A 24664-nucleotide genomic window follows, 5' to 3' on the forward strand; every position below is an offset into this window, starting at 1 on the left:
AACCACCGTATTTTTTCTTCCAGTTGTAGAAGGTGGCATCCGAGATGCCCATCTTGCGGCACACCTCCTCTACCTTGACACCCGTCTCTGCTTGCTTGATGGCGAAGATGATCTGCGCCTCGGTGAATTTTGATTTCTTCATGGCAATTCGCTTTTAAGACTATACGATTATTGCCCGCTTTCTCTACTTTACAACGGTCCGGTTTTTCGGGGGGAGGTCACATAGCTGAAAAGTCTAGTTGAATGAAAACTTAAATTAGGAAGAAGTACTACATTGTACCCTCTTTTTCTATAACACCTGAGTAAGTGATAATGTTTGGAAGAGCTATTTCTGTTATTTGCTAAGAAAAGGCAATTACCAAAATATAGTATGCTGTACTGCGCTTGAGTATAATTGGCGACGTTGCTTGCAGTTTGAAGAGTAATCTGAAATAAGACGGCTGGGAGAGAGGAAGGAAGATTTTACCCGTTGATAATAGCTGTGGCAAAGCCGTAATTATACTCAAGCGCAGCAGAAAGCACGGGCAGCGGCAAAACTGCTGCACTGTATGTTAAAGAGCCGGTGCAGCCTCTGTCGTAAGAGCCAGCAAAACTATGATAAGAGAAGCCGGACAAGCAACATATTGCCAGTTGATAGAAGCAAAAGCTACTTAAATGCAGTAAGATTTATTCAACTTCATTTCTTTGGTAGTAGGAGTATCCGAAGATAAACAGTACCATAGCCAGGCTCCATGCAGAGCATAAAAAGTATAGTTGCTTTAAGTAAGCCTGTTCCTCACGCATGCCCCAGATAACAAGCGCCACCATCAGGAAAGTCATGAAGAGAACTCTAAGCAGGTGCTCTTTGTCTCGGAGAAGGGTTTTAGAGAAGAGGAGGAAGTCTTTCATATTCCATTCATATTAGAAGGAGGATTAATTTGCTGAGTAGCGGTCACATTACTGCTTTTACTACTTATGTAAGGATAAGAATAACACAATGCAAACGCAAATACAGGGCGTAAATATCCTAAACTTTTTTTGAAAGCTAACGTAAGGAGGCAGATAAAATAATAGGCTGCCGTTTAGAGGAAGAAACACTCAAAAGTTATATTATCTTTTCCCTGTAGCAGCCGTCCAGCACTACGCTTCTTTGTTTTGTTATTGCTGCTGTAGCCAGGAAGCCTGTGCTCAGTTCAAGAAGCACCTGGCGAATGCCTGTTAGATTTTTAGCCAATCCTTCCAACACATCTAAAACTACATTTACAGTCACACTTATTCAAGCAGACACAGACCAAGAAGTGAGAACAGGTGAAAGCTTACTACAGTCAAAGAATAGCCTGACTCTTAGCGTAGCCTTACCGCGCTAAATCCTGGCTGCGGTTGGCATCGATCGCGATAAGGATGAACAGCAGGATGGTGAAAGACCATAAAGAGGAACCGCCGTAGCTGAAGAAGGGCAGCGGAATACCTACTACGGGCGCGAGCCCAATGGTCATGCCCACGTTCACCAGAAAGTGAAAGAATATGATGGAGGCCACGCAGTACCCATAGGTGCGGCCGAACACGGACTTCTGCCTTTCGGCAATCATCACAATGCGCGTCAGCAGGAACATAAACAGGGCAATTAGAATAGTGCTTCCCACCCAGCCCTGCTCCTCACCAATAGTACAGAAGATAAAGTCGGTGCTTTGCTCCGGCACGAAGTCAAATTTTGTCTGGGTACCCTCTAAAAAGCCTTTCCCCCAGAAACCGCCGGAACCAATTGCAATTTTAGACTGTGTCACATTCCAGCCGTAGCCCAACGGATCTGCCTCCGGGTTAATCAGGGCCTTTATGCGGTTCTGCTGGTGGGGCTGTAGGACGTTGTTCACGAAAAAGTCCACACTGAAGATCATGCTCACCACAACAGCCCACATCGCAACCATTGTTTTGTAGCGGCGCAGCAGGCGGTAATCGAGCCAGGTGGCCAATGCCAGCAGCACGGTTACGCCCATTATCAGGTATATCTTGGGTATAAGTAGCGTGAGAATAAAGATGGTGGCTGCAGAGCCTCCGATGATTAGTATCAGTGGCGAAATTCCCTCACGGAAGTAAGCAAGTATAAAAGCCGCGAACACCAGTGCCGAGCCTGTTTCGTTCTGCATAATGATAATAGCAGGAGGCAACAATGTGATGGCAGCCAGTTTCATCTGGTCCTTGAAGTTCTGCTGACGCAGGTTGATGGTACTCAGGAACTTAGATGCAGCCAGCGCTGTGGCAAACTTTGCCAGTTCGGCCGGCTGCAGACGCACGCCACCCCCCAGGTCGAGCCACGATCTGGAGCCTGCAATGGGCTTGGCCACCACCAGGGTAATCAGCAGGAGCAGAATAATGCCGCCGTAAATCGGGTAAGCCAGGTGTTCGTACACTTTGTAATCTACCACCAGCAACACGATAATAAGCAGGAGGGAGGCTCCGATCCACACCAGTTGCTTCCCAGAGTTAATATCGAAGCTCATGATATTCACCACATTGTCGGGGCTGTAGACAGCTGCGTAGATGTTCATCCAGCCAAGGGCCACCAACAGGAAATATATCAGCACGGTCAGCCAGTCCAGGTTCTGGAGCATACGGCTGCCGGAGGTGCGCCTGCCAGGTGCAGGTGACATTACCCTGCTGCTTCCAATTGATTTCTGATCTACGGCCATTCTCTTACTTTACATTTAAGTACTCCCTGCTCAGCACCCACTTCTCCATGCTCTTTCTGGTGACAGTGTCTGTCAGATACTGCTCAATCATCAACCCAGCTATAGGAGCTGCAGATTGTGCACCAAAACCAGCGTTTTCCACATAGACCGCAATGGCTATTTTAGGGTTGTCCTTCGGAGCAAATGCCACAAACACTGCGTGGTCTTTCCCCTGCGGGTTTTCGGCTGTACCTGTTTTTCCGCACACAGCAATGCCCAGCTTCGAGAGGTTTGCGTTTCTTCCTGTGCCCGATTCCACCACCGCTGCCATACCTTCCACAACAGGAGTAAAGTGCTTCGCGTCTACGGCAGTATAATTCTTCTTCTGATACTCCGGTAACGGTTTGCCTCGTTCTCCTATAGAGCGAATAATGTGGGGCCTGATATAATACCCCCTATTGGCAATGGTCGCCATAAAGTTAGCCATTTGCAGCGGTGTTACACCGAGTTCGCCCTGCCCAATACTCAAAGAGTAGATGGTGGAGAATTTCCAGCGGTTTTCACCGTACACCCGGTTATACATATCCGTAGATGCCACAATGCCTTTTTTCTCATTAGGCAAGTCAATGCCGAGCTCTGTACCAAACCCAAAGGTTGTGATTTGCTCCCGCCAGCTTGCTAGGCCAATGGCAGTATCTTTGAAGGTGTTTTTAGACTTACCTTGGTTGATGAGAGCCCGGAATACCTGGTAAAAGTAAGGGTTGCAGGATGTTTGAATGGCAATACTCAGGTTGCTGGGAGCCGCATGTGCGTGCGAACACTTTACCAGGCTCTGGTTGCAGGGGTAGCCTGTATTGGGCGTGATAACTCCTTCCTGTAGAGCTACGAGTGCCTGTGCCAGCTTAAAGATAGAGCCGGGTGGGTTGCTGCTTGCCATGATGGGACGATTGAACATGGTTTTGTTCGAATCACTAAGCAGGGCCACGTAGTTTTTGCCGTAGTCCTTTCCAGTAAAAAGGTTGGGGTCGTAGAAGGGGGAGGACACATAGGCCAATACTTCTCCTGTGCTCGGCTCGATGGCAACAACACTGCCTTTTGCACCATTCATCAGGAACTCACCATAGGCCTGCAGGTCCAGGTCTATGGTGCTGATCAGGGTTTGGCCGGCTTGGGAAAGGGTGTCGTAGGCGCCGTCCTTGAACGAGCCTTTCTCCACACCCCGCACGTTCACCATTTTGTACTTTACCCCGCGCTTGCCCATCAGGTATTTTTCATACTCCAGCTCAATGCCGCTCTTGCCAATGTAGTCGCCGGGACGGTAGCCGCTGTAAGTAGAGTCTTCCAGCTGCTTCGGGCTGATTTCGGCAATGTAACCCAGGGCATGTGCCAGGCTTTGGTGCGGGTAACCACGCGCTGTACGGGCATTGATGTAAAAGCCGGGGAAATCAATGAGATTGTCCTGGATGCGGGCAAATTCCTCAGTGCTTAGCTTTTGGTAAAAAGCAGACGGTTGTACATAAGAAAACGCGCGCGCCTTTTTAAGGCGCTCCCGCACATCCTCCAGGGGTAAGTTTACCAGTTCCACTAGGCGAAGTGTGTCCAGCGCCTTCACCTCCTTTGGTATCACCATCAGGTCATACACAGGCGTGTTCTGCACCAGCAGTTCACCGTTACGGTCATATATCAGGCCCCGGAACGGATACTGAATAACCGACTTGATGGCATTGGTTTCGGCAGCCTGCTTATAGCTGCTGTCCACCACCTGGATGTAAAATAACCGGAGGGCAAAAAGGGCACCCACCAGCAGGAAGATACCTTGAATAATGTACTTGCGGGTTTCTAAGTAGTTCATCTATAATCTATCCGCTCTCGTTTAGGCGAAAAGAACAGGAGTTGGATAATGACTATCACTATTGTAGTGAAAAGGGTGCTTACCAGTATCTTACCTATCGTGTACAAAGCTGTCTGGAAGTTTATTGTCTCCAGAAAGAACACTGCCGCATGGTGGAACAACGTCAGTGTGAGCGAATAGGCCAGAAACCAACGCCAACCCATCACATGTATGTTAGCAGAATCACCGGCATCATAACCATCCCGTGGTGTCAGAAGGTTCAAAACAAGCGGCCTTAAAAATGCCAGCAGCACGCTGGCGGCGGCATGTATCCCCACGGTGTCGTAAAACATGTCTACCGTAAAGCCAGCTAAAAAACCAATGAACAGCAGCCATACCCTGTTCATGCCAATAGGCAGGAACAGCAGGAAAGCAATGTAGATAAAGCAGAAACCGGTACTAAAGAGCACCAGGTTATCCATCAGCAGGATCTGTAATGCTACAAACAGTATAAACTGCAGGATATTCTTTATGCCAAATCTACTGTTCATCGATTATAATCCCTGCTTCCAGTTCCAGATTTTCGCGTTCTTCTTTTTTCGTGTTTTCCACCACATACACATAAGAGAGCTGCGCAAAATCAACTGCCAGCTGTATGGTGATGGTATAAAAGCTCTTATCCTGCTCTTTCTCTACAGAGGTAATGGTGCCAAGCAGAATGCCTTCCGGGAATACGGTGTTAAAGCCGCTTGTCACGATGGTGTCGCCTTCAGCAGGGTTTACGTGTAGCGGAATGTAGTCCAGCATGGCCGTGCGGTAATCACCGCCTGTCCACTTAACTGTGCCAAAGGTGTCGCTGCTCTTTATTTTGGCTGAGACAAGCATCTGCGAATGCAGCACAGAGGTGACCGTAGCATAGTTTCGTGATACTGTCTTCACGCGCCCTACCACTCCATCTGGAGATATAACGCCCATGCCCGGTTCTACGCCATCAGCAGCGCCAACAGAAAGTGTGAGGTAATTGTTCATGCGGCGCACAGAGTTGTTGATAACCCTGCCGGCATGCAGCACATAGGGTGCCGTTTTGCTTGTGTCGGTGGCGGCGTAGAAGGTGGTGTCCAGTACATTGGTGCTATCAGAAACCTGCTGCGTGCGGAATCGCATCAACTCCTTCCGCAGTTCCGCATTCTCATGCGCCAGGGTGTTGTTGACAGACGTTAGACGGAAATATTCTGTTACTCCGCTTTGGAACTCCAATACCTGCCCCACGTAGCTGTTTGCGGAGTTGAAGAAGGCGGCGCCCTGGTACGTATTGTAACGCACAATCAGGTATACGCACAGCACCTCCAACAGTACAAACAGGAGGAAAGCACGGAACCGGTAAATAAAAGCAAAAAGATTCCGCATGGGGAAGCCCTGTTAGGTTAGCAGGACATTCTTAAATCCTTCAATATTCTTAATAGCAGCACCTGTGCCACGCACCACAGCCCTTAGCGGGTCCTCAGCGATGTGAATCGGCAGCTTTGTTTTGGCAGCAAGACGCTTGTCCAGGCCACGCAGCAGCGCACCACCCCCTGTCAAGTGAATACCATTGTCGTAGATGTCTGCCGACAGCTCCGGCGGCGCAATCTCCAGCGCCTTCAGAACAGCCTCCTCTATTTTAGAAACAGACTTATCCAGGGCGATGGCAATTTCCTGGTACGTTACCTTGATTACTTTCGGAATACCCGTCATCAGGTCACGGCCACGGATTTCGTAGTCGGCAGGCGGGTTTTCTATCTCTGTGAGCGCGGCACCTACCTCTATTTTGATTTTCTCGGCAGAGCGCTCTCCGATCAGCAGGTTGTGCTGGCGGCGCATATAGTCCAGGATATCTTTGGTAAACACATCTCCGGCGATGCGGATAGACTGATCGCACACGATGCCGGAAAGGGCAACTACGGCAATTTCTGTTGTACCACCACCTATATCCACAATCATCGAACCGATCGGCTGCTCTACGTCAATGCCGATACCAATGGCAGCCGCCATAGGCTCCTGTATCATCCATACTTCTTTGGCGCCGGCATGCTGAGCAGAGTCACGAACGGCACGCTTTTCTACTTCCGTAATGCCGGAAGGAATACAGATTACCATACGGTGCGACGGCTGGAAGAGGCGGCGGCCTGTGTCAATCATCTTGATCATGCCGCGAATCATTTCCTCGGCCGCGTGAAAGTCAGCAATTACTCCGTCCTTCAGGGGGCGGATAGTTTTGATATTCTCGTGGGTTTTCTCGTGCATTTGCATCGCCTGACGTCCGATTGCCAGTACTTTGCCTGTGGTGCGGTCTACGGCGATAATGGAAGGCTCGTCTACTACAATTTTATCATTATGAATGATCAGCGTATTGGCAGTACCAAGGTCAATTGCTATATCACTGGTCAAAAAGTTGAATAGTCCCATTTATGAAGCGTTAGGCCTGCTTGCCTAATTATATTTTAAGTATACAATATTTCTAATCAGAAACATGCCGCAAAATTAGTGAATTTCAGCGGAATTAATAATGCAGTAACCAAAGCCTGTAGAATTAATGTTTTTATTTGCATATACTGCCTTTCCCCCTGCTGCAGGAGAACCTGTATAACGACCATGACAGCTCAAAAATTGAGTAGTCTTTTATTCCGTTGCATGAGGCAGCGGTAGGTAAACCAGCAGGGAAACCATAGAAAAGCCCTGACTTTAGCTGAAAGTCAGGGCCTTTGGCAGAAACAAGTATTAATTTCTAGTGCTTAAAATGACGCACGCCTGTCATGACCATGGCCATGTTGTGGGCATCGCAGTAAGCAATAGAATCCTGGTCTTTGATAGAGCCTCCTGGCTGCACTACTGCTTTGATGCCGGCCTGGTCTGCAATCTCCACACAGTCCGGGAACGGGAAGAAAGCATCGGAGGCCATCACAGTTTTGCTTAAGTCAAAGTTGAAGCTGCGCGCCTTCTCAATTGCCTGGCGCAGGGCATCTACGCGTGAGGTCTGTCCTACACCGCTCGAGAACATCATCTTATCTGTTGCCAGTACAATGGTATTCGACTTGGTGTGCTTGCAAACCTTGGCGGCAAACACCAGTGCCTTCCTCTCTTCTGCTGTCGGCTCGCGCTTGGTAACGGTTTTGAAATCGGCTTCTGTTTCAGTCGCTAAGTCTTTATCCTGCTCAATTACACCGTTCAGCAACGTCTTGAACAGTTTATTTGGCAGCTCTACCGGCTTTTGCTTCAGCAGGATGCGGTTTTTCTTGGAGCGCAGCAGTTCCAGGGCATCAGCATCGTACTCCGGGGCAATCAGCACTTCAAAGAACAGCTTGTTCAGTTCTTCAGCAGTGCTCAGATCAATCTTTCTGTTGGCGATGATCACGCCCCCAAAGGCAGACACGGGATCAGAGGAAAGCGCAAGCAGGTAAGCTTCTTTTATAGTGTCAGCAGTAGCGCAGCCACAGGCGTTCGTATGCTTCAGGATGGCAACAGTAGGCTCTTCAAATTCAGCGCCCAGTGCCACAGCAGCATCCACATCCACCAGGTTGTTGTATGATAGTTGCTTGCCGTTCAGCTGCTCGAAAAGGTCTTCCAGCTTGCCGTAGAACGCACCGTTCTGGTGGGGATTCTCGCCGTAGCGCAGCGGCGTGCTTTCACGCAGGCTCTGCTTAAATACCTCCTCTTCGCCGTTGGCGTTCAGGTAATTGAAGATATGGGTGTCGTAGTGCGAAGACACATCGAAGGCCTTGGCGGCAAAACGCTTGCGGTCTTCCAGATCGGTGGCGCCGTCTTTTGCCTGCAGCAGTTCCACTACAGCATCATACTGGTCTCTGGAGGAGACAATCAGCACATCTTTAAAGTTTTTCGCTGCAGCACGAATCAGGGAAATGCCACCAATGTCAATTTTCTCAATCACGTCTGCCTCTGAAGCACCGGAGGCTACTGTTTCTTCAAATGGATACAGGTCTACTACCACCAGGTCGATGGGCGGGATCTCGAATTTCTCTCTTTCTGAAATGTCGCTTTCGTTGTCGCGGCGGTGCAGGATACCACCAAACACTTTCGGGTGAAGCGTTTTTACACGACCTCCGAAAATAGACGGGTATGCAGTCAGGTCTTCTACGGCTACAACGGTAGCGCCCTGCTCCTCTAAAAACGTTTGTGTGCCGCCCGTGGAGTAAATAGTCACGTTGTGCTGCTTCAGCAGCTCCACAAGTGGCTCCAGGCGGTCTTTATAGTAAACTGAAATGAGTGCGGATTTAATTTTAACGGATTGCATGGGATAGATTGTTTGTAAGGTTAATCTTCTATATCTGGTTGATTTTGCTCTTTTATCAGCTGCTCCACCACCAGTGGCAGGTACTGGTGCTCCAGTTGCAGCACACGGGCAGCCAGGTCTTCAGGCGTATCGTTGGGCAGGACCGGGCAGCGCTCCTGCCGTATGAATGCGCCTTTGTCATATTCTTCGTTAATGTAGTGGATGGTGATGCCCGACTCCTTTTCACCAGCCTGCACTACAGCCGCGTGTACGTTCAGCCCATGCATGCCTTTGCCGCCGTACTGAGGCAGCAGGGCCGGGTGAATGTTGATGATGCGGTTTGGGAATGCCTGGAGCAAGTTTAACGGAACCAGCCACAGGAAGCCAGCCAGCACAATCAGGTCCGGGTTAAACTGCTGTATCTGCTGCAGCACCTTGTCAGATTGGTAAAACTCTTCGCGTGTAAACAAAAGAGCCGGGACGTGATACGTCTCGGCTCTTTTTAGGGCATGCGCTTTGGGATTGTTAGAGAACAGGGCGGCCACACAAATGTCAGGGTGGTGCTCGAAGTACTCCAGCAGGCGCTGGGCGTTGCTCCCCGATCCCGAAGCAAAAATGACTATATTCTTCTTATCTGGTCGTTTCAAAAGTACAGCTTGTAATGAAGCCGCAAATATAACGGGTTTGGCTGTAGAAGCCAGCACGTATAGCTGATATTATGTGGAGGAGGGAGTAGAAGGCACCCCAAACCAAAAGATTTGTTATTATACCAGCTTCAATTCTATAGCATAATTATTTCCTTACGGAATCCACTTAATATCCTTGAAATTTGGCTTTCTCTTTTCTAAAAAGGCGTTGCGTCCTTCTTTGGCTTCCTCCGTCATATAAGTCAATCTGGTGGCTTCGCCGGCGAAAATCTGCTGCCCTACCATACCGTCATCTGTGGCGTTGAAGGCGAACTTGAGCATTTTGATGGAAGTAGGAGATTTCTCCAGTATTTCCTGTGCCCACTGGTAAGCGGTGTCCTCCAGTTCATCATGCGGAATCACGGCGTTCACCATACCCATCTCATAGGCATCCTGGGCCGTGTAGTTTCTGCCCAGGAAGAATATTTCGCGGGCGCGCTTCTGGCCTACCATCTTCGCCAGGTAAGCGGATCCGTACCCGCCGTCGAAGCTGGTGACATCGGCATCGGTCTGCTTGAAAATGGCATGTTCTTTACTTGCCAGCGTCAGGTCGCAAACCACATGCAGGCTATGGCCGCCACCTACCGCCCAGCCAGGCACCACGGCAATTACTACTTTCGGCATAAAGCGAATTAGGCGCTGTACTTCCAGAATGTTCAGGCGGGGCATTCCTTCCTCATCCACATAACCCTGGTGGCCGCGTGCAGTCTGGTCGCCTCCACTGCAGAAAGAATAAACACCATCTTTTGTAGAGGGGCCTTCTGCGGAAAGCAATACTACGCCGATAGAAGTGTCTTCGCGGGCATCCAGAAACGCCTCGAAAAGCTCTGCCACGGTTTTAGGCCGAAAGGCATTGCGCACGTTTGGCCTGTTAAACGCAATGCGTGCCACGCCATCTGACTTTTGGTAGGTTATATCCTGATATTCTTTAACGGTTTTCCAATTTGCTTTACTCATGTTTCATATTTTGTAGTAAAATTACGGCTTTTAGCCTTCATAGCACAAGCACTATACCTCCCTTGTATTCCAGAAGTTTCTTTAGTACTTAAGTAAGGTGAAAAGTGTCTACTTCTTTTACTGCTCCTGTCTGCAAACCGTTGAGGAGTAAGGCGCCAATCCGTACTCTGACCAAGCGCAGAGTAGGAAAACCAACCGCCGCCGTCATTTTTCTTACCTGCCTGAATTTTCCCTCCGTCAGCGTAATAGATACCCAACTGGTGGGGCCATGCCTATCATCCCTTATTTTCCGGCTTCGCTCCGGAAAGCCTGGGTCCTGCTCCATAATTTTTGCCACACAGGGTCTGGTAATATATTGGACTCCCTCTATGCTGACTTCCACCCCTTGCTGTAGCTTTTCAACCGCCTCTCCAGTTATAAGTCCGTCTACCTGCGCATAGTATTCCTTCTCAATGCTGTTGCTGCGGACAAACTCGCTTATTTTTCCGTCAGTTGTGAGTAGGAGCAGGCCTTCGCTGTCTTCATCCAGGCGGCCAATCGCCATAGTGCCTGTCGGAAATTCATGTAGCTCCGCCAGTAGCTTTTTCTTTTTCTGCTTTTTAGGGTCACGCACAAACTGGCTGAGGTAGCCGTACGGCTTATGTATAATGAAATGCCTGTGTGTCATCTGTGGGGCAGGGTGTAAATTTCAGAAACGTTGTGCCTTTTACTTCCGCTTCGCTTTCAGCGACCAGGTATAGTGGAATACGGCAACTGTATCCCCGCTTTCGTCTGTGCCTGTGCTGGTAGCAGTCACGGTCACTCCCTCTCCGGTAACTTTTGTCTCTTCAATGGCCTTATATAGCTGTTCACCATCGTTGCAGGTAAAAATAATCTTGCCCAAAGCTTTCTTTGTGAAGTCAGCCTTCATGTTCACAATCAGCATGGAAACAGGCGGAGTCGATTTATGTATGTGCATCATGCATAATACTCCTGTTGAGAGCTCAGCGGCCATGCTGAGGCAGGCGAAGTAAATCGAGTTAAAGGGGTTCTTGTTAAGATATTTGTATTGTATACTTACGGTAGCTGACTCCTGGGAGAGGGAGGTGATACGCAGGCCTGCTAAATAGGCCATAGGCAGCCGGGCCAGCATAAACAGACGGAACTTTACCGGAGAAGTAACCAGCTTCCGGAAAGTTGCAGCATTTTCTGTTTGGCGGGCCATGGCATTTTGTTTTAGTTCAGGTTTTGAGGTTGCACTTACTACGCCGGAATCCTAGTTACTAATTGGTCTCGCAAGTGCTGCAAACCCCCTGCGCCGAAAAGTGCAGGCTGTTCACCTTGTACCCTGAAGGTAAGGATAAGGAGGGAATATTAATTTCGTTCAGGCAAAAAGTCTGACCGCAGGCAGTACAGTTAAAATGGATGTGGTTGTCGTGGCGCTGCTGCTGGCTGGATGTTTCCCGTGAGAGCGCATACTTAACGGCCCCGCTCACATCGTGTATGCTGTGCACCAGCCCTTTTTCCTCGAAGGAGTGGAGTGTCCGGTAGAGGGTAACGCGGTCAAACTTATCACCCATCTGCTTTTCTATGTCTGAGTGGGCCAGTGCGCTCTTATTTTGCAGCAGCAGGGATAGTACCTCCAAACGGCAACCGGTTTTGCGGAGCGCGTACTGCTGCAGTAATTTTTTTGTTTTCTCTGTTGTATCAGCTTTTTGCTTTACCATAGGCTTGCAAATATACGTTATAACACAGAATTTTGATATATTACATTTAAATTGGTCATTTCAGATAACCTGTACTTATGTACTACGTATATATATTGATAAATATATGCTTTGTCACCAACAGGCTGAAGGCTTCAGTTGTGCCACATGAAATGGTTGTAGCAGGAGTAGAATTGCGAGGCTGAACCGGAAGATTTAGTTAAGAATGGCAGCGATGCTGCTATGCAATAAAGGTTTGCATGGCTGAAGTGCCGCGCCGCCTGATGACATTAAACACCCTTACCTTAACCTTATACCCTATTAGTAGCTAAGCCTGAAACCGAAGGTTTCAGGCTTTTTTATACCCACAGCATAGACAAAATTCCCATCAGCATGATGAGTTTGTTGAGGTTACTCAGGTAACTGAAGTCTGCTTTCCTATCAGACCGTACTAATTTTACTACCATCCAGATACTGGGTGCCAGCACCAGCACCAGCATGTAAGTATCAAAAATAAGCGGTGTAGAGGGGTGCAGGATAGCTGCTACCAATACAACTTGAAAGATGGCAATCAAGGGGTACAGCACATACTTGGCTCCCCGCATGCCCGCCACGATGGGCAGGGTACGGCAGTCAAAAGAGGCGTCTCCTTTCATGTCCTCTATGTCTTTGATGATCTCCCGGATAAGCGAGATAAGGAAGGCGAACAGCGCATAGCCCAGCGTTGTCTTGTTCAGCATGTCGTTGTACACGGCTACAACTAAAAGCATAGAGGCAGACAGCAGCGCAATGGCAACATTGCCTATAAGGAGGAGCTTCTTTAGCCTGGCAGAGTACCCCCACAGCAGCAGTACCGCTCCCAGGTTTATTAACCCGACGCGTACCATGAGCAACGTACCAACGGCTACACCCACAAAGGAAAGTATCAGGTGCGCGAACATAGCCCGGCGCCTGCGGATGATACGCCCTACCAGCAGCCGGTCCGGTTTATTAATGGCATCAATCTTCACATCATAATAATCGTTGATGATGTAACCGGCTGCTGCAATGCACACCGTGGAGAACGTAAGAGCCAGGAAGCCCGGCTCCAGCACCTTCTCCCAATTTACACCCGCTGCTAAAAGGCATGCCTGTACCAGCGCCTGGCTCAGCACAACCAACACCAGGTTCTGGGCGCGTATCAGGGTTAAAAAGGGCTTCATGTATAAGGTGTGGAAAAGGCTGAGTCAAAGGTAAGGCAGCAAGTGGAAAAGGCAATAAAAAAGCCCCTTGTGCAAGGGGCTTTTCCTGTAACGGTTAAAGTAAACTATATTAGATTCTTTTCACGTTTACAGCGTTGATTCCTTTTTTACCTTCCTGAGTGTCAAACTGTACAAGGTCATGCTGCTGAATGTCAACGCCATTCAGACCGCTGGCATGCACAAAGAAATCTTCATTAGTCTCGTCTTCAGTTATAAACCCATAACCTTTTGACTCAATAAAAAACTTTACTTTTCCTGTCTTCATAAAAATGAATAATTAAAATGGGGTATTAAACTGCACGTAAACTAAAAAATTATTTTTATATATACAATAGTATATTAAAAGAAATCTTCTATTCAATTGTAAAAAAAGTATATATATGCTTTTGCTGTTCGTCAGCTATGCTGCTTACCAGGTGTCCTGCGCTTTCATGATCTTCTCAATCAGCTCCCGCACAGCACCCTGGCCTCCTTTTCTGGTAGAAATAAACGTGCAGATTTCTTGTACATCATCGGCGGCATCGGCTGGGCAGGCACGCAGGCCACAACGCTGCATCACCTCAAAGTCCGGCATGTCGTCGCCCATGTAAGCTACCGTGGCCGGATGGATGCCCTGCAGGTATATGTAATCTTCGAACGTAGTGACTTTATCTTCAGTGCCCAGGTAGATGTCCTCTATATCCAGTTGCTCGAGCCGCTTGCGCACACCTGGCTCGTTTTTGCCCGAGATAATAGCGACACGGTAGCCCTGCCGTATGGCATGTTTGATGGCAAACCCGTCTTTAATGTTGAAGGCGCGAACCTGCTCCCCATCAGCAAAGCAGTACAGCAAGCCATCGGTCAGGACGCCATCCACATCAAAAATGAAAGTGTTGATGCGGGTAAGATCTGTTTGAGTTATAGACATAGGTAAAGGATGGTTAGACAAAAGATTAACAGAAAGCCCTCATGCTGCTCTTTTTGCCACAGCGTATTAACGGTTTCTTAAAAGCAGAAAAAGGTCCTCCTTATCAGAAGAACCTTTAAAAGTATAAAAATCTAATGTATTTGGCCTATACGGCTGTTGAAAAAGCTTAATCCTGGTTGTCGCGCCACTCATACACCCAGGCAGCCTGTATCTGCTCCAGGTGGCCTTCGTTGGCTTGCTCACGCGTGCCTTCAAAATTTGGCAGCGACAGCACCCAGTCAAGTAACTCTGTAAAGCGGATGCGGTAGATCTTAGACTCTGTGAAATCGTCGCCGAACTTCTCGTACAGCGCCATGGCTATGTCTTCGTAATCGTTCCAGTGTATTGGTGGCTCGTAACTCTTATTCATCTTAAAAATAGTTTAATGGTTAAATGGCTAAGTGATTTTAAAAGTATGAGGCCACCAGCACAGGGAGCCCGACAATTTAACCATGTAGCCATGCAGCAATTCAAATTAGTGTCCCAGGAAATCCTGCTCCGGAATGGTAATTACAATGTCTTCATTGCCCTGCACCACGCACTGGCAACCCAACCGTGAATTGATGCGCGGGTCTACAGCACGGTCAATATAATCCTCCTCTTTATCTGAAATTTCCGGCAGGTCGTCCATGCCGGCCTCCACATATACGTGGCAGGTGCTGCAGCCGCACACGCCGCCACAGTTATGTTGAAGCTTTATATCATTGTTCAAGGCTACATCCAGTACCGATTCCCCTTCTACAGCAGGGTGAGTCTCGTCCGGCGAGCCGTCTGCAAACTTAAAGGTTATATTTACAACTTTCATTTCTTCTATGTCTGAGTTAAAGGCGCAATTTACAAAGGCCATCAGCCGAATCAAAACTAGCGGCTGATGTTGGTTCTGTTACTTAAACCAGAGAAAACCAATTTTGGTTAGACTTTGTCTGTCTTGCCGCTCCCGCTTTGCGCCTGTTCCTGAATACTTTTGGAGAGTTGCCGGTAGAGCGAGGCATAGGTTGGGTGCTGCTCCAGTAGTTGCAGGTGCGCCTGCAGTACGTTCCCATCGCCCCGTACCGCCGGACCAGTCTGTACGGCAAAAGGGTTTTGCTGTGCAGCTTTGGTGATAGTCTCCTCTATAAGCGGTTGCAGTAGTTGCTTCGGTAGGTTTGCCTCCTGCAGTAGCTGCTGGCTGATGCCCAGCAGGTGATTGGTGAAGTTGCAGGCAAAGACTGCCGCCAGGTGCAGTTGCTTTCTTGCTTCAGAGGATACCTGGTACACCTGATTGCTGATGCTTTTTGCCAGGCTTTCCAGTTGATGCAGCGTCTCCTCGTCAAGTGCCTCCACCAGCAGCGGTACCTGCGCCAGGTCTACCGGTTTAATTTTAGAGAATGTCTGTAAAGGGTAAAACACTCCCACACGCGCTCCCTTCACCTGTTGCAGCAGTGCAAGCGGCTGTGAACCGGAAGTGTGCACCACCAGGGCGCCAGGGCTTACCTTCAAAGCAGCGGCTACGTCAGCAAGGGCAGCATCCGGAACGGCGATAATGACCATCTCCAGGTCGAAACTCCGGAAGTCAGGGGTTTTTATAGGCTGCGCTTGTGGCAGTTTGCCTGTTAAAGCCTCCCTGGAGGTGCGGCTGCGGCTGTAGACAGCCTTCACATCGTGTCCGGCTGCGGCAAGTGCCTGTGCCAGATGCCAGGCCACGTTGCCTGCGCCCACAAAGGCAATGCGCTTCTTCTTAGTCTGGGTCATATAGAAGCAAAAATAAGGTTAATCCCTATACAACCCACTCTTAAAAGAGAAAGCCTTTGCTGTGGAGCAAAGGCTTTCTGATGTATGACAGCGGCAATACTAAGCTGCCTGTACTTTTCTTTTCTGCTTCGGTGCAGTGGCCGGTTTCTTTGTAGAGCCGCCTTCTTTGTTACGGCGCACAATGGCCATCACAAACCCGATGCTCATGACAATGGTGCCTATCCACAGGATGTTCACAAACGGCTTCTCCATTGCTTTCAGAATGATATAGTCCTTCTGCGTGGCATTTACACCGATTTTAAAGCGGTTGTTTTCTGTGTCGATGTTCAGGAAGGTGATGCGCAGGCCAAGGTCAGCAATTTCTTCCGGCAACCGGCCCATCATCTGGTCTTTAATCATCAGCACAGGGTGCGCGTGGTAATTTTTGCGCTCTCCCATGATTTTCATATCTGCCTGCACGGCCACATCTCCCTGCGCCAGTTCTACACCAGGCACTTTCTCGATGCGCTCTATACCATTGAAAACAGCTACGTAATCGTTCAGGATAATTGTGTCGCCGGCTGCTACGTCAAACTCCTGCAGCTCGCCCCAGTCTTTCTCCTCATTCGGGTCCGGAACAGAAGAAACGTGTGAGTATAAGTCTTTGTCTATAAAGTGCTTGATATCCGGGGAGGCCAGTAAACCCATGTTCGGATTCACCTGCGCACGCGGGTAAAGCGTGAACTCCTTTTCGCCGTCTCGCTCTTTGTACTGCACCTGGTAGTACGTATTTTCCGGAGACTCCAGATCTAAAGTATCGCCTGTCTTAAAATATACCTTATCGCCTACTTTGATGTCGCCGCGGGCAATGGCTTTGTACTCATCTGCCGTCGGGAAAAGCAATTCGCGGTTCACGTACTCCGGCACGCCTTTCACTTCCTGGTACTGGCCGTGGTAGCTCACCGTATACTTGTCCATCTCAACAGGCGTGTTGCGCCACAGCAGCACGTTATCACGATTGATGTCGTCCGGGAACTCGCGGGAGTAGACCATACCAGACGTATTTTGCGAGATGATATTGGAGTAGCCGGATGAGAACAGGATACCAATCAGCATCAGGGCAATACCAATGTGCGATACCGCACCGCCTGAAAGGGCTACTTTACGGTGAAGCAGGTTCAGGATAATGCTTAGGTTAGCAAACACAGCGAAAAGCGCCGCCACCAGAAGGGTGATATAAACGGGGTTATCAATCGTTTCAGACAGCATGCCCATCTTCGACAGCACTATAACCAAGCTAGCGAAAAGAAGCGTGAGCATACCTGGTATAGTGATGGCATCCAGGAAGGTCTTCTTCGTGTTCTCGCCTTTGTTCCACCACAGCAGCTGCCCGATACCCGTCAGGATAGCGATACCTACACCAGCCCATAGCTGGAACTTAGTGTAGTGCTCAATCTGGTCAGCAGGCAGGGCAGCGTTAGACTCAATGCCGATAAAGCCCAGGAAGGAATTATATACCGGAATTGATGTCGTAGCCAGTACCTGGAAACCAGCAAGGCAAAGCACTGCAGCGCCGATAAACACCCAGAATTCTCCGTTGTAGGTCGATAGCTCTTTTTCTGTTGTCGGGATGCTCTTCCATCTGTATACCAGCAAGGCAACAGCCATCACAGCAAAAGCCGCTAAGTAAGCGAACAACTGACCAGATAAGCCAAGGTCTGTGAAGGAGTGCACGGAAGCATTACCTAGGATACCGCTTCTTGTTAAGAAGGTAGCATACAGGATCAGGATAAAAGAAGCGATAACAAGTATGTAAGAGGCTTTCAAGCCTTGCTTGCCTCGGCGATAAGCTACCATGGTATGAATAGCACCTATCAGCACCAGCCATGGGATATACACTGCGTTCTCCACAGGGTCCCAGTTCCAGTAGCCACCAAAGTTCAGCGTTTCATAGGCCCAGTAAGCACCCATCATAGTACCTACACCTAAGATAACGCCTGCAAAAAGAGCCCAAGGTAGCGCAGGCTTCACCCACTCTGTAAACTTACCTTTCCAGAGACCGGCCATTGCGAAAGCAAACGGCACCAGTGTCGCGGCAAAGCCCAGGAACAGCGTTGGCGGGTGAATCACCATCCAGTAGTTCTGGAGCAGCGGGTTCAGGCCAGTACCATCCTGCGGCACAAAGTTCGGGTCCATGGCGAATACCGGGGCATCTGTCATAAAGTCACGCATCAGGATAAAGGGAGAGGAGCCTATCTTCAGGTCACCAATCACAATACCCAATATCATGGAAGTCAGGAAGAGCTGCACAAACGAGAACATCGCCATGACAGGTGCTTCCCACACCTTATTTTTCTTGCCAGTGTTAATCAACACCACACCCAGCGCTACGTGCCAGAATATCCAGAGGAGGAAAGAACCTTCCTGACCTTCCCAGAAGCAGGATATCATGTAATGCACCGGCAAGTGATTAGAAGAGTGGCTCCAGGCGTAGTAATACTCGTAGCGGTGCTCGTAAATGATGTTGAACAAGCTGAAGACAACCATCAGCACAGCTGCCCCATGCACATAAAATGCACCACGGGCCAGTTTGCGCCAGCTATTGTCTCCAGTAGCCTCCACATTAGAGCGGGAGGCCATAAAATATGCGTAAGAGGATACAATGGCCGCCACAAATGCCACAATCACACTTGCATGGCCAATATCCCCAATTAGCGTATTTATCATCGTATGTAGTTAGAAAGTTGGGGAGTTAAAGATTTAGAGAGTTGTGAGTCATTTATTTTAACTCTATAACTTTCTAACTCTTTAACTCTAAACTAAATTAAAGGCTTGCTGTATTTTGCTGTACTTCTTTTTCCACGTACTTAGACGGGCACTTAAGCAGGATTTTGTCTGCCACGAACACATTCTGCTGCATATTGCCCGTAATCACCACCTGCTCTGAGCGCTCAAAATCCTGTGGCTTTGGGTTATAGTACACCACTTGCTGCTCCACACGGTTAGTGTCTACCAGCGTAAAGGTAAAGTAGTTCGGGTCAACCAGCGGGTCATAGTTCATGCCCACAATATGGCCCTGCGGGTCTTTCTTAAGGCGGCCTACCACGTGCACTTTTGTAGTGTTGCCTTCTTCGGCACGCTCAATGGCCTCTCCGAATGATACATAACTACTGGCATCACCCGCAGACGACATGATAATGCCGATGGCAAGAGCGATGACAACAATCCCGATGATGTGTGACTTCTTCATCTATGTATAAATAATATTTGTTCTTATTCTGATTCCTAACACGCTTTGAAGGAATATAAATCCATAGCGGCAGGCTAATTTTACATGATTTAAATCAGTGTTTTTATCTCTCCTTCATCTGGACTGGAACTGGCACATCACTACCGGTTAACCAGATCGTCTTTTAGCTGCATTTCCAGCTTACTTACCTTTCGGTCTAAGGAGATAAGGTATAGTATCATACCCACCAGCACGGTGAGTAGTACGGCTACCACTACGTAAATCTTACCGTCTTGGCGAAGGACGTCGGCCATTTCCACTTCCGGCTCAGCTACCACCGTTGTGGTGGCTTCTGACTGAGCCTGCACCTGCTGGATGCCTGCTGAGGTGCAAAGTATAAAGCACCATACTGCCAGTATTCTAAACAGTTTCATATAATCGTTGTCTGAGTAATTCTAATCTTGATTTCACGTTCACAATCCAAACGCCGAGCAGTGTCCAGCCGAGAACGGCAGGATAAAACACCACACGAAGGCTGCTGTCCAAATCGTAAGAGTTAAAGCCAGGGTTGCCGCCGTTGCCGGGGTGCAGCGAGTCTGTCATGCGCGGCAGGATGAACAGCAAAGGGATAAGGGCCACAAAGGCAAAAATGTTATACACGGCACTGATGCGGGCCCGCTGCTGCTGCTCGTTAAATGAACTGCGCAGCACGAGGTAAGCGAAGTAAATGAGCAGGCCAATGGCCGAGGCATTCTGCTTTGGATCGTTGCTCCAGTATTCGCCCCACGTAAACTTAGCCCACTCCATACCTGTTACAATGCCCAGCACACCAAACAGAATACCCACTTTGGCTGCCTCAGCGGCAATAACGTCATTTCTTACTGTTGGCTTGCTCAGGTATTTAATAGAGTAAGTAAAGGAGATGAGCAGGATCAGGATCATACCGAACCACATCGGCACGTGAAAGTACAGGTTACGGATGGTCTCGTTCAGGATAGCCAGGCGAGGCACCTCCGACAGCATACCAGCCACTACGGTAAAAACCAGTAGTAACACAGCCAGTATTTTCCACCAATGTTTCTTCATTCTTCTATAGTTAACAGAGCGCACAAAGCTCCTTTTACTCTAACATTTTATATCAGCTTTCGTCACCAATTGCGTCTAAAAAATTGCTTTTTTCTTCCGGTAAAAGCCAGAATCCTACGAACGCCAAAGGTACGGGAACAAAATATAAGAAACAGTGACCACGATCATGTTTATGGCAAGCAGCGTAAGCAGTTCGTCGAGGCTAAGGCTACGGTCGAGGCCATCCAGGGCATTTTTTGACATTTTGATGAGCATCAGCAGCATGGGTACAATAACCGGAAAGCTGAGCACGGCCATCAGGGTGCTGCTGTTGGCAGCCTTGGAGGCAATGCCTGAAATCATAGTCAGGGAGGTGGAGAATCCCACGGCTCCAAGCAGCAGCGAGAGCAGGAACATGGGCACATCCTGCACCGGGTTGCCCAGCACCAGCGCGTAGAACAGGAAACAGATGAGGGCCAGCACCAGCATCAGCAGGGTGTTGTAAACAATCTTGGCCAGTATCACGCCCTGCGGACTCACAATGGAGTAGAAGTAGAGCAACCGCCCCCGGTTCTCCTGCATAAAGCTTTTGGCGATGGCGTTTACCGATGTGAACAGCAGAATGATCCACAGCACCGCATTCCACACAGGCACCGCCAGCACATTGGAGCGCAACCCGAAACTGAGGTAGCAGACAAATACCACGCTGCCAACGTACAGCAGCATACCATTGAAGGCATACTTTTGCCGCCACTCCAGCACTAAATCCTTCTGAATTAAGTATAGAATCTCTTTAAACAGCACCGCTTCTCAGTTTTACCGCAAAGGTAAGGCACAAATTCTTAGGTTGCTAATTGTTGAATGGCTGGTTGTTGAATGGCTGACAGCTATATGTTAAAAGAAAAGCACGAACCGCTGTGGCCCGTGCTCTACATGTTTTTTACTATTGCTGATCCCAAAAATCAACAATTTAACCATTCAACAATTTATCAGTCCTTCTTCTTTTTCTTGTCCTGCTTGTGCTTAACCACTTTAGCTTCGCGGTAGAAGATAATTTCTTCTGCTATGTTGGTTACCTGATCGCCCACGCGCTCAATTTTTTTGATGATGGATAAAATAGCCAGCGCCTCCGAAATTCTTTCAGGATTATCAGCCATATACTTCGTCACGATGCCGTCTGACTTACGGTAAATCTTATCTAGGGCTCGGTCCCGCTTGATCAGTGTTTTGGCCAGCGCGGGATCATTATCTTTGAAAGCGACTCGGCAGTCTGCAAACATGGCGATGGCCTCATCGTACATCGGCAGCACCTTCGTCATTTCCAGCAGGGGGGCGCTTACGGGGGCATCAAGTTTTTTTGCGAAGCGGGCAATACCCTCCGCCGTGTCGCCGATGCGCTCGAGGTTTGCGTTTATCTTGAGCACGGCCAGCACCATGCGCAGGTCAACCGCTACGGGTGTAAACAGCGCGAAGAAGTTTTCGCACATGCGATCAATCTTTACATCAAACTGGTTTACTTTTCTGTCGCGTTTGATGATTTGCTTTGCCAGTTCCTGGTCGGCCTGCAGCATCGCCTCGCGGCCGCTCTGCAACTGGTACTCCACCAGGTCCCACATTTCCAGCAGTTTTGCTTTAAGTTTATCTAACTCTACATCAATATGAGGCATCTTTTATATGTTAATGGGTGAGGAACTAAAGGTATACGTTGAACAGACGCATATTATCTCAACCAAAACGGCCGGTAATATAATTTTGAGTGCGGTTGTCCTGCGGGCTCGTAAACATCGTCTTGGTCTTGGCAAACTCCACCAGTTCTCCCATGTAAAAGAAAGCAGTATGGTCGCTAACACGGCCGGCCTGCTGCATGTTGTGCGTCACGATGACGATGGTATAGTCGTTCTTTAGTTCGTAGATCAACTCCTCAATTTTAGCAGTAGAAAGCGGGTCGAGGGCAGAGGCTGGCTCGTCCATCAGCAGCACCGAAGGAGAGATGGCCAGGGCACGGGCAATGCACAGCCTTTGCTGCTGCCCACCCGACAGGGCCAGTGCTGACTGGTGGAGCTTGTCTTTCACCTCGTTCCATAGCGCAGATCGTCGCAGCGATTTTTCTGCTGCTTCCTCCAATACCGCTTTTTTCTTGATGCCCTGTATCTTCAGGCCGTACACCACATTCTCGAAGATGGTTTTAGGGAAGGGGTTGGGTTTCTGGAATACCATACCTACCTCTTTTCGAAGCTCATCCACACGCACGTCCTTAGCATAGATGTCTCTTCCATCTAACAGAATATCTCCTTCTGTCCGGAAGCCGTCTATGTAATCGTTCATACGGTTAAAGGTGCGCAGAAACGTAGACTTTCCACAGCCGGAGGGGCCAATGAAAGCCGTCACGTTTTTTTCTTCCATGGTAAGATTAATGTTTTTGAGGGCATGGAAGTCGCCGTAGTATGCATTCAGCTCTTTTGCTTCGAGCTTCGCTGTTTTTTTATTCATAAATGAAAAAATCGATAAAAGACATCAGGCGCAGGTATAAGCTTCTATTGTTATCTGGCCTTTAAACGCTTCCCGCCCTCACAGTATTTGAAATTGTTACAACGGTAGGAGGAAAGAAATATTAGCCCAGTGTTTTGAAGCTTATCCTGCTGCTCCTATTACCACTTTACTTTCTTTTGCTGCCTGTTGCGTAAGTATACGGCAATTCCGTTCAGCAAAAAGGTAATTGCCAGCAAAACTATGATGGCTGCCGCTGCATTCGTCAGGAATGCTTCCTGTGGCCTGGAAGTCCAGTTAAAGATCTGTATGGGGAGCACGGTAAACTCATCGAAAGGCGAGGCAGGCGCAAAAGGCACATACGCCAGGGCACCGATAACGATTAAGGGAGCCGCCTCGCCCACAGCGCGTGACAGTGACAGGATAATGCCCGTCAGTATCCCGCCGAAGGACGCTGGCAGGACCTGATTCCAGACAGTCTGCCACTTGGAGGCGCCCAGCGCATATGAGCCATCGCGCACGCTGCGTGGCACTGCTTTGATTGCCTCACGGGTGGTCACGATAATGATGGGCAGGATCAGGAGCGACAAGGTAAGTGCGCCGGCCAGCAGGCTACTACCCAGGCGCATCTGGCGCACAAATACCTCCAGGCCCAGCAAACCATAAATAATGGAGGGCACACCGGCCAGATTCGAGATGTTTATCTCCAGGAAGTTTGTCCATTTGTTCTTTTTGCTGTACTCCTCCAGGTATATGCCTGCCCCCACACCCAGCGGGAAAGCGATAACGGCAGTTAGCACCAGTATCCATAGTGTGCCGACCCAAGCTGTAAATATACCGGCACGGCTTGCCCTGCGTGAGGGCAGGCTGGTCAGGAAGTCCCAGTCGATACGGGAAAAACCTTCTATGGCGATATCAACAAGAAAGATGGCCAGAACAACCAGTCCGATGAACGTGCAGAACACCCCAAAAACCTGGAATACTTTATCCTTGAGCCTGTTCTTTTCTGAGTTAGTCATACTTTTCCTGATATTTCTTTTTGATCCAGAAGCTAACGTTGTTCAGTGCGAAGGTGAAGATGAACAGTGTGATACCAGCAGCAAAGATGGTGCGGTACTCCAGTGAGCCATGCGGCACGTCACCCAGGCTCACCTGCACAATATAAGTGGTGATCGTCTCGATAGGCACCAGCGGGTTCAGCGTAAGGCGTGGCTGCTGCCCGGCAGCAATGGCCACGATCATGGTTTCGCCTACCGCCCTGGAGATAGCCAGAATAACAGACACCACTATACCCGACGAGGCTGCAGGCACCATTACCCCAAAAGCAGTCTGCAGACGGGTAGAACCCATGCCATAGGCCGCCTCTCGCAGGGAACGCGGCACGGCGCTTATGGCATCTTCACTGAGCGAGGAAATCATGGGTATGATCATGATGCCCATGACCATACCTGCCGATAAGGCGTTGAAGCCAGCCAAGCCAGGTATAATTTGCTGCAGGAAAGGGGTAACCACTGTCAGGGCAAAGAAACCATACACTACTGTTGGAATAGTGGCCAACACCTCCAGCATCGGCTTTATGGTGAGCTTCAGTTTGGCGTGGGCGTACTCGTTCAGGTAAACGGCTATGGTAAGGCCAAGGGGCAGCGCTACCGCAATGGCAATGAAAGTGGTAAGCAGCGTGCCTGCCACCAGCGGCATAATGCCGAACTTTTTATCGGCAAAAAGGGGCGTCCACTCCTTTTCTGTCAGGAACCGGACAATAGATACTTCACTGAAGAAGGCAATAGACTCCGATAGCAATACCCAGATAATGCCTATCGTGATAAGGATTGTGATTACCGCTGATAACCACAACAAGCCCTCGATTATTTTCTCAGATACTCTCAAGGCGCTGCCTGTTTAGAAGCCTGCGTGT

28 protein-coding genes are annotated in these 24664 nt (G+C 49.1%); all 28 read right to left on the bottom strand.

Annotated elements, in window-relative coordinates; genetic code table 11:
* A partial coding sequence (locus ACFS7Z_RS11925; protein ID WP_377485143.1) for a transposase occupies positions 1-142 on the bottom strand: 142 nt, incomplete at its 3' end.
* Positions 143-666: 524 nt separating this feature from the next.
* Positions 667-888, bottom strand: a complete 222-nt coding sequence (locus ACFS7Z_RS11930) for a hypothetical protein (protein ID WP_377484775.1) — start codon at positions 886-888, stop codon at positions 667-669.
* A gap of 446 nt (positions 889-1334) precedes the next feature.
* Complete coding sequence (gene rodA, locus ACFS7Z_RS11935; RefSeq protein ID WP_377485145.1) at positions 1335-2627, bottom strand: rod shape-determining protein RodA; 1293 nt, start codon at positions 2625-2627, stop codon at positions 1335-1337.
* Positions 2628-2670: 43 nt separating this feature from the next.
* Positions 2671-4497 (bottom strand): penicillin-binding protein 2, encoded by a 1827-nt coding sequence (gene mrdA / locus ACFS7Z_RS11940; protein WP_377484777.1) that lies wholly within the window; start codon positions 4495-4497, stop codon positions 2671-2673.
* Complete coding sequence (locus ACFS7Z_RS11945) at positions 4494-5027, bottom strand: hypothetical protein (protein WP_377484779.1); 534 nt, start codon at positions 5025-5027, stop codon at positions 4494-4496. Before ACFS7Z_RS11945 ends, mrdA begins: the two co-directional genes overlap by 4 nt.
* Entirely contained in the window at positions 5017-5883 is an 867-nt protein-coding gene (gene mreC / locus ACFS7Z_RS11950) for a rod shape-determining protein MreC (RefSeq protein WP_377484781.1), read from the bottom strand. Before mreC ends, ACFS7Z_RS11945 begins: the two co-directional genes overlap by 11 nt.
* Before the next feature lie 12 nt (positions 5884-5895).
* Entirely contained in the window at positions 5896-6921 is a 1026-nt protein-coding gene (locus ACFS7Z_RS11955) for a rod shape-determining protein (RefSeq protein ID WP_115565171.1), read from the bottom strand.
* Positions 6922-7240: 319 nt separating this feature from the next.
* Positions 7241-8764 carry a bifunctional phosphoribosylaminoimidazolecarboxamide formyltransferase/IMP cyclohydrolase gene (gene purH / locus ACFS7Z_RS11960; RefSeq protein ID WP_377484784.1) on the bottom strand — a complete coding sequence of 508 codons (1524 nt, stop codon included), beginning with the start codon at positions 8762-8764 and terminating at the stop codon, positions 7241-7243.
* Between the two features lie 20 nt (positions 8765-8784).
* Positions 8785-9390 carry a phosphoribosylglycinamide formyltransferase gene (purN, locus tag ACFS7Z_RS11965; protein ID WP_377484786.1) on the bottom strand — a complete coding sequence of 202 codons (606 nt, stop codon included), beginning with the start codon at positions 9388-9390 and terminating at the stop codon, positions 8785-8787.
* 153 nt (positions 9391-9543) lie between these two features.
* Positions 9544-10386: a 1,4-dihydroxy-2-naphthoyl-CoA synthase gene (locus ACFS7Z_RS11970; protein ID WP_377484787.1), complete on the bottom strand. Its 843-nt coding sequence runs from the start codon at positions 10384-10386 to the stop codon at positions 9544-9546.
* Positions 10387-10474: 88 nt separating this feature from the next.
* Positions 10475-11053: a pseudouridine synthase gene (locus ACFS7Z_RS11975; protein ID WP_377484789.1), complete on the bottom strand. Its 579-nt coding sequence runs from the start codon at positions 11051-11053 to the stop codon at positions 10475-10477.
* A gap of 39 nt (positions 11054-11092) precedes the next feature.
* On the bottom strand, positions 11093-11590 hold the full coding sequence (locus ACFS7Z_RS11980; RefSeq protein WP_377484790.1) for a PaaI family thioesterase: 498 nt from the start codon (positions 11588-11590) through the stop codon (positions 11093-11095).
* 58 nt (positions 11591-11648) lie between these two features.
* The gene (locus tag ACFS7Z_RS11985; RefSeq protein ID WP_377484792.1) at positions 11649-12092 is read right to left on the bottom strand and encodes a Fur family transcriptional regulator; all 444 of its coding nucleotides are present in this window, start codon (positions 12090-12092) and stop codon (positions 11649-11651) included.
* A gap of 338 nt (positions 12093-12430) precedes the next feature.
* Entirely contained in the window at positions 12431-13273 is an 843-nt protein-coding gene (locus tag ACFS7Z_RS11990) for a geranylgeranylglycerol-phosphate geranylgeranyltransferase (RefSeq protein WP_377484794.1), read from the bottom strand.
* Between the two features lie 109 nt (positions 13274-13382).
* Positions 13383-13577, bottom strand: a complete 195-nt coding sequence (locus ACFS7Z_RS11995; protein ID WP_377484796.1) for a cold-shock protein — start codon at positions 13575-13577, stop codon at positions 13383-13385.
* A 144-nt stretch (positions 13578-13721) separates the two neighbouring features.
* The gene (locus tag ACFS7Z_RS12000; protein ID WP_377484798.1) at positions 13722-14219 is read right to left on the bottom strand and encodes a KdsC family phosphatase; all 498 of its coding nucleotides are present in this window, start codon (positions 14217-14219) and stop codon (positions 13722-13724) included.
* Positions 14220-14385: 166 nt separating this feature from the next.
* Entirely contained in the window at positions 14386-14628 is a 243-nt protein-coding gene (iscX, locus tag ACFS7Z_RS12005; protein ID WP_115565180.1) for a Fe-S cluster assembly protein IscX, read from the bottom strand.
* Positions 14629-14733: 105 nt separating this feature from the next.
* A complete protein-coding gene (locus tag ACFS7Z_RS12010; RefSeq protein WP_377484800.1) occupies positions 14734-15063 on the bottom strand; it encodes a 2Fe-2S iron-sulfur cluster-binding protein in 330 nt (109 codons plus the stop codon).
* Positions 15064-15170: 107 nt separating this feature from the next.
* The gene (locus tag ACFS7Z_RS12015) at positions 15171-15989 is read right to left on the bottom strand and encodes a Rossmann-like and DUF2520 domain-containing protein (RefSeq protein ID WP_377484802.1); all 819 of its coding nucleotides are present in this window, start codon (positions 15987-15989) and stop codon (positions 15171-15173) included.
* 99 nt (positions 15990-16088) lie between these two features.
* Complete coding sequence (gene ccsA, locus ACFS7Z_RS12020) at positions 16089-18695, bottom strand: cytochrome c biogenesis protein CcsA (protein WP_377484805.1); 2607 nt, start codon at positions 18693-18695, stop codon at positions 16089-16091.
* A gap of 97 nt (positions 18696-18792) precedes the next feature.
* Entirely contained in the window at positions 18793-19218 is a 426-nt protein-coding gene (locus ACFS7Z_RS12025; protein WP_377484807.1) for a cytochrome c maturation protein CcmE domain-containing protein, read from the bottom strand.
* 140 nt (positions 19219-19358) lie between these two features.
* Positions 19359-19631 carry a CcmD family protein gene (locus tag ACFS7Z_RS12030; RefSeq protein ID WP_377484809.1) on the bottom strand — a complete coding sequence of 91 codons (273 nt, stop codon included), beginning with the start codon at positions 19629-19631 and terminating at the stop codon, positions 19359-19361.
* On the bottom strand, positions 19618-20283 hold the full coding sequence (gene ccsA, locus ACFS7Z_RS12035) for a cytochrome c biogenesis protein CcsA (protein WP_377484811.1): 666 nt from the start codon (positions 20281-20283) through the stop codon (positions 19618-19620). The genes ACFS7Z_RS12030 and ccsA (ACFS7Z_RS12035) overlap by 14 nt, the downstream gene beginning before the upstream one ends.
* A 114-nt stretch (positions 20284-20397) precedes the next feature.
* Positions 20398-21063 (bottom strand): heme exporter protein CcmB, encoded by a 666-nt coding sequence (locus ACFS7Z_RS12040; RefSeq protein ID WP_377485147.1) that lies wholly within the window; start codon positions 21061-21063, stop codon positions 20398-20400.
* Positions 21064-21251: 188 nt separating this feature from the next.
* Positions 21252-21929, bottom strand: coding sequence for a phosphate signaling complex protein PhoU (gene phoU / locus ACFS7Z_RS12045; protein ID WP_377484813.1), 678 nt, complete (start codon positions 21927-21929; stop codon positions 21252-21254).
* A gap of 58 nt (positions 21930-21987) precedes the next feature.
* On the bottom strand, positions 21988-22752 hold the full coding sequence (gene pstB, locus ACFS7Z_RS12050; protein ID WP_377484815.1) for a phosphate ABC transporter ATP-binding protein PstB: 765 nt from the start codon (positions 22750-22752) through the stop codon (positions 21988-21990).
* 158 nt (positions 22753-22910) lie between these two features.
* The gene (gene pstA, locus ACFS7Z_RS12055; RefSeq protein ID WP_377484817.1) at positions 22911-23768 is read right to left on the bottom strand and encodes a phosphate ABC transporter permease PstA; all 858 of its coding nucleotides are present in this window, start codon (positions 23766-23768) and stop codon (positions 22911-22913) included.
* Positions 23761-24636: a phosphate ABC transporter permease subunit PstC gene (gene pstC / locus ACFS7Z_RS12060; RefSeq protein ID WP_377484819.1), complete on the bottom strand. Its 876-nt coding sequence runs from the start codon at positions 24634-24636 to the stop codon at positions 23761-23763. The genes pstA and pstC overlap by 8 nt, the downstream gene beginning before the upstream one ends.
* Positions 24637-24664: the final 28 nt, after the last annotated feature.

It is taken from the genome of Pontibacter toksunensis, from assembly GCF_042686245.1.
Classification (GTDB): Bacteria; Bacteroidota; Bacteroidia; order Cytophagales; family Hymenobacteraceae; genus Pontibacter; species Pontibacter toksunensis.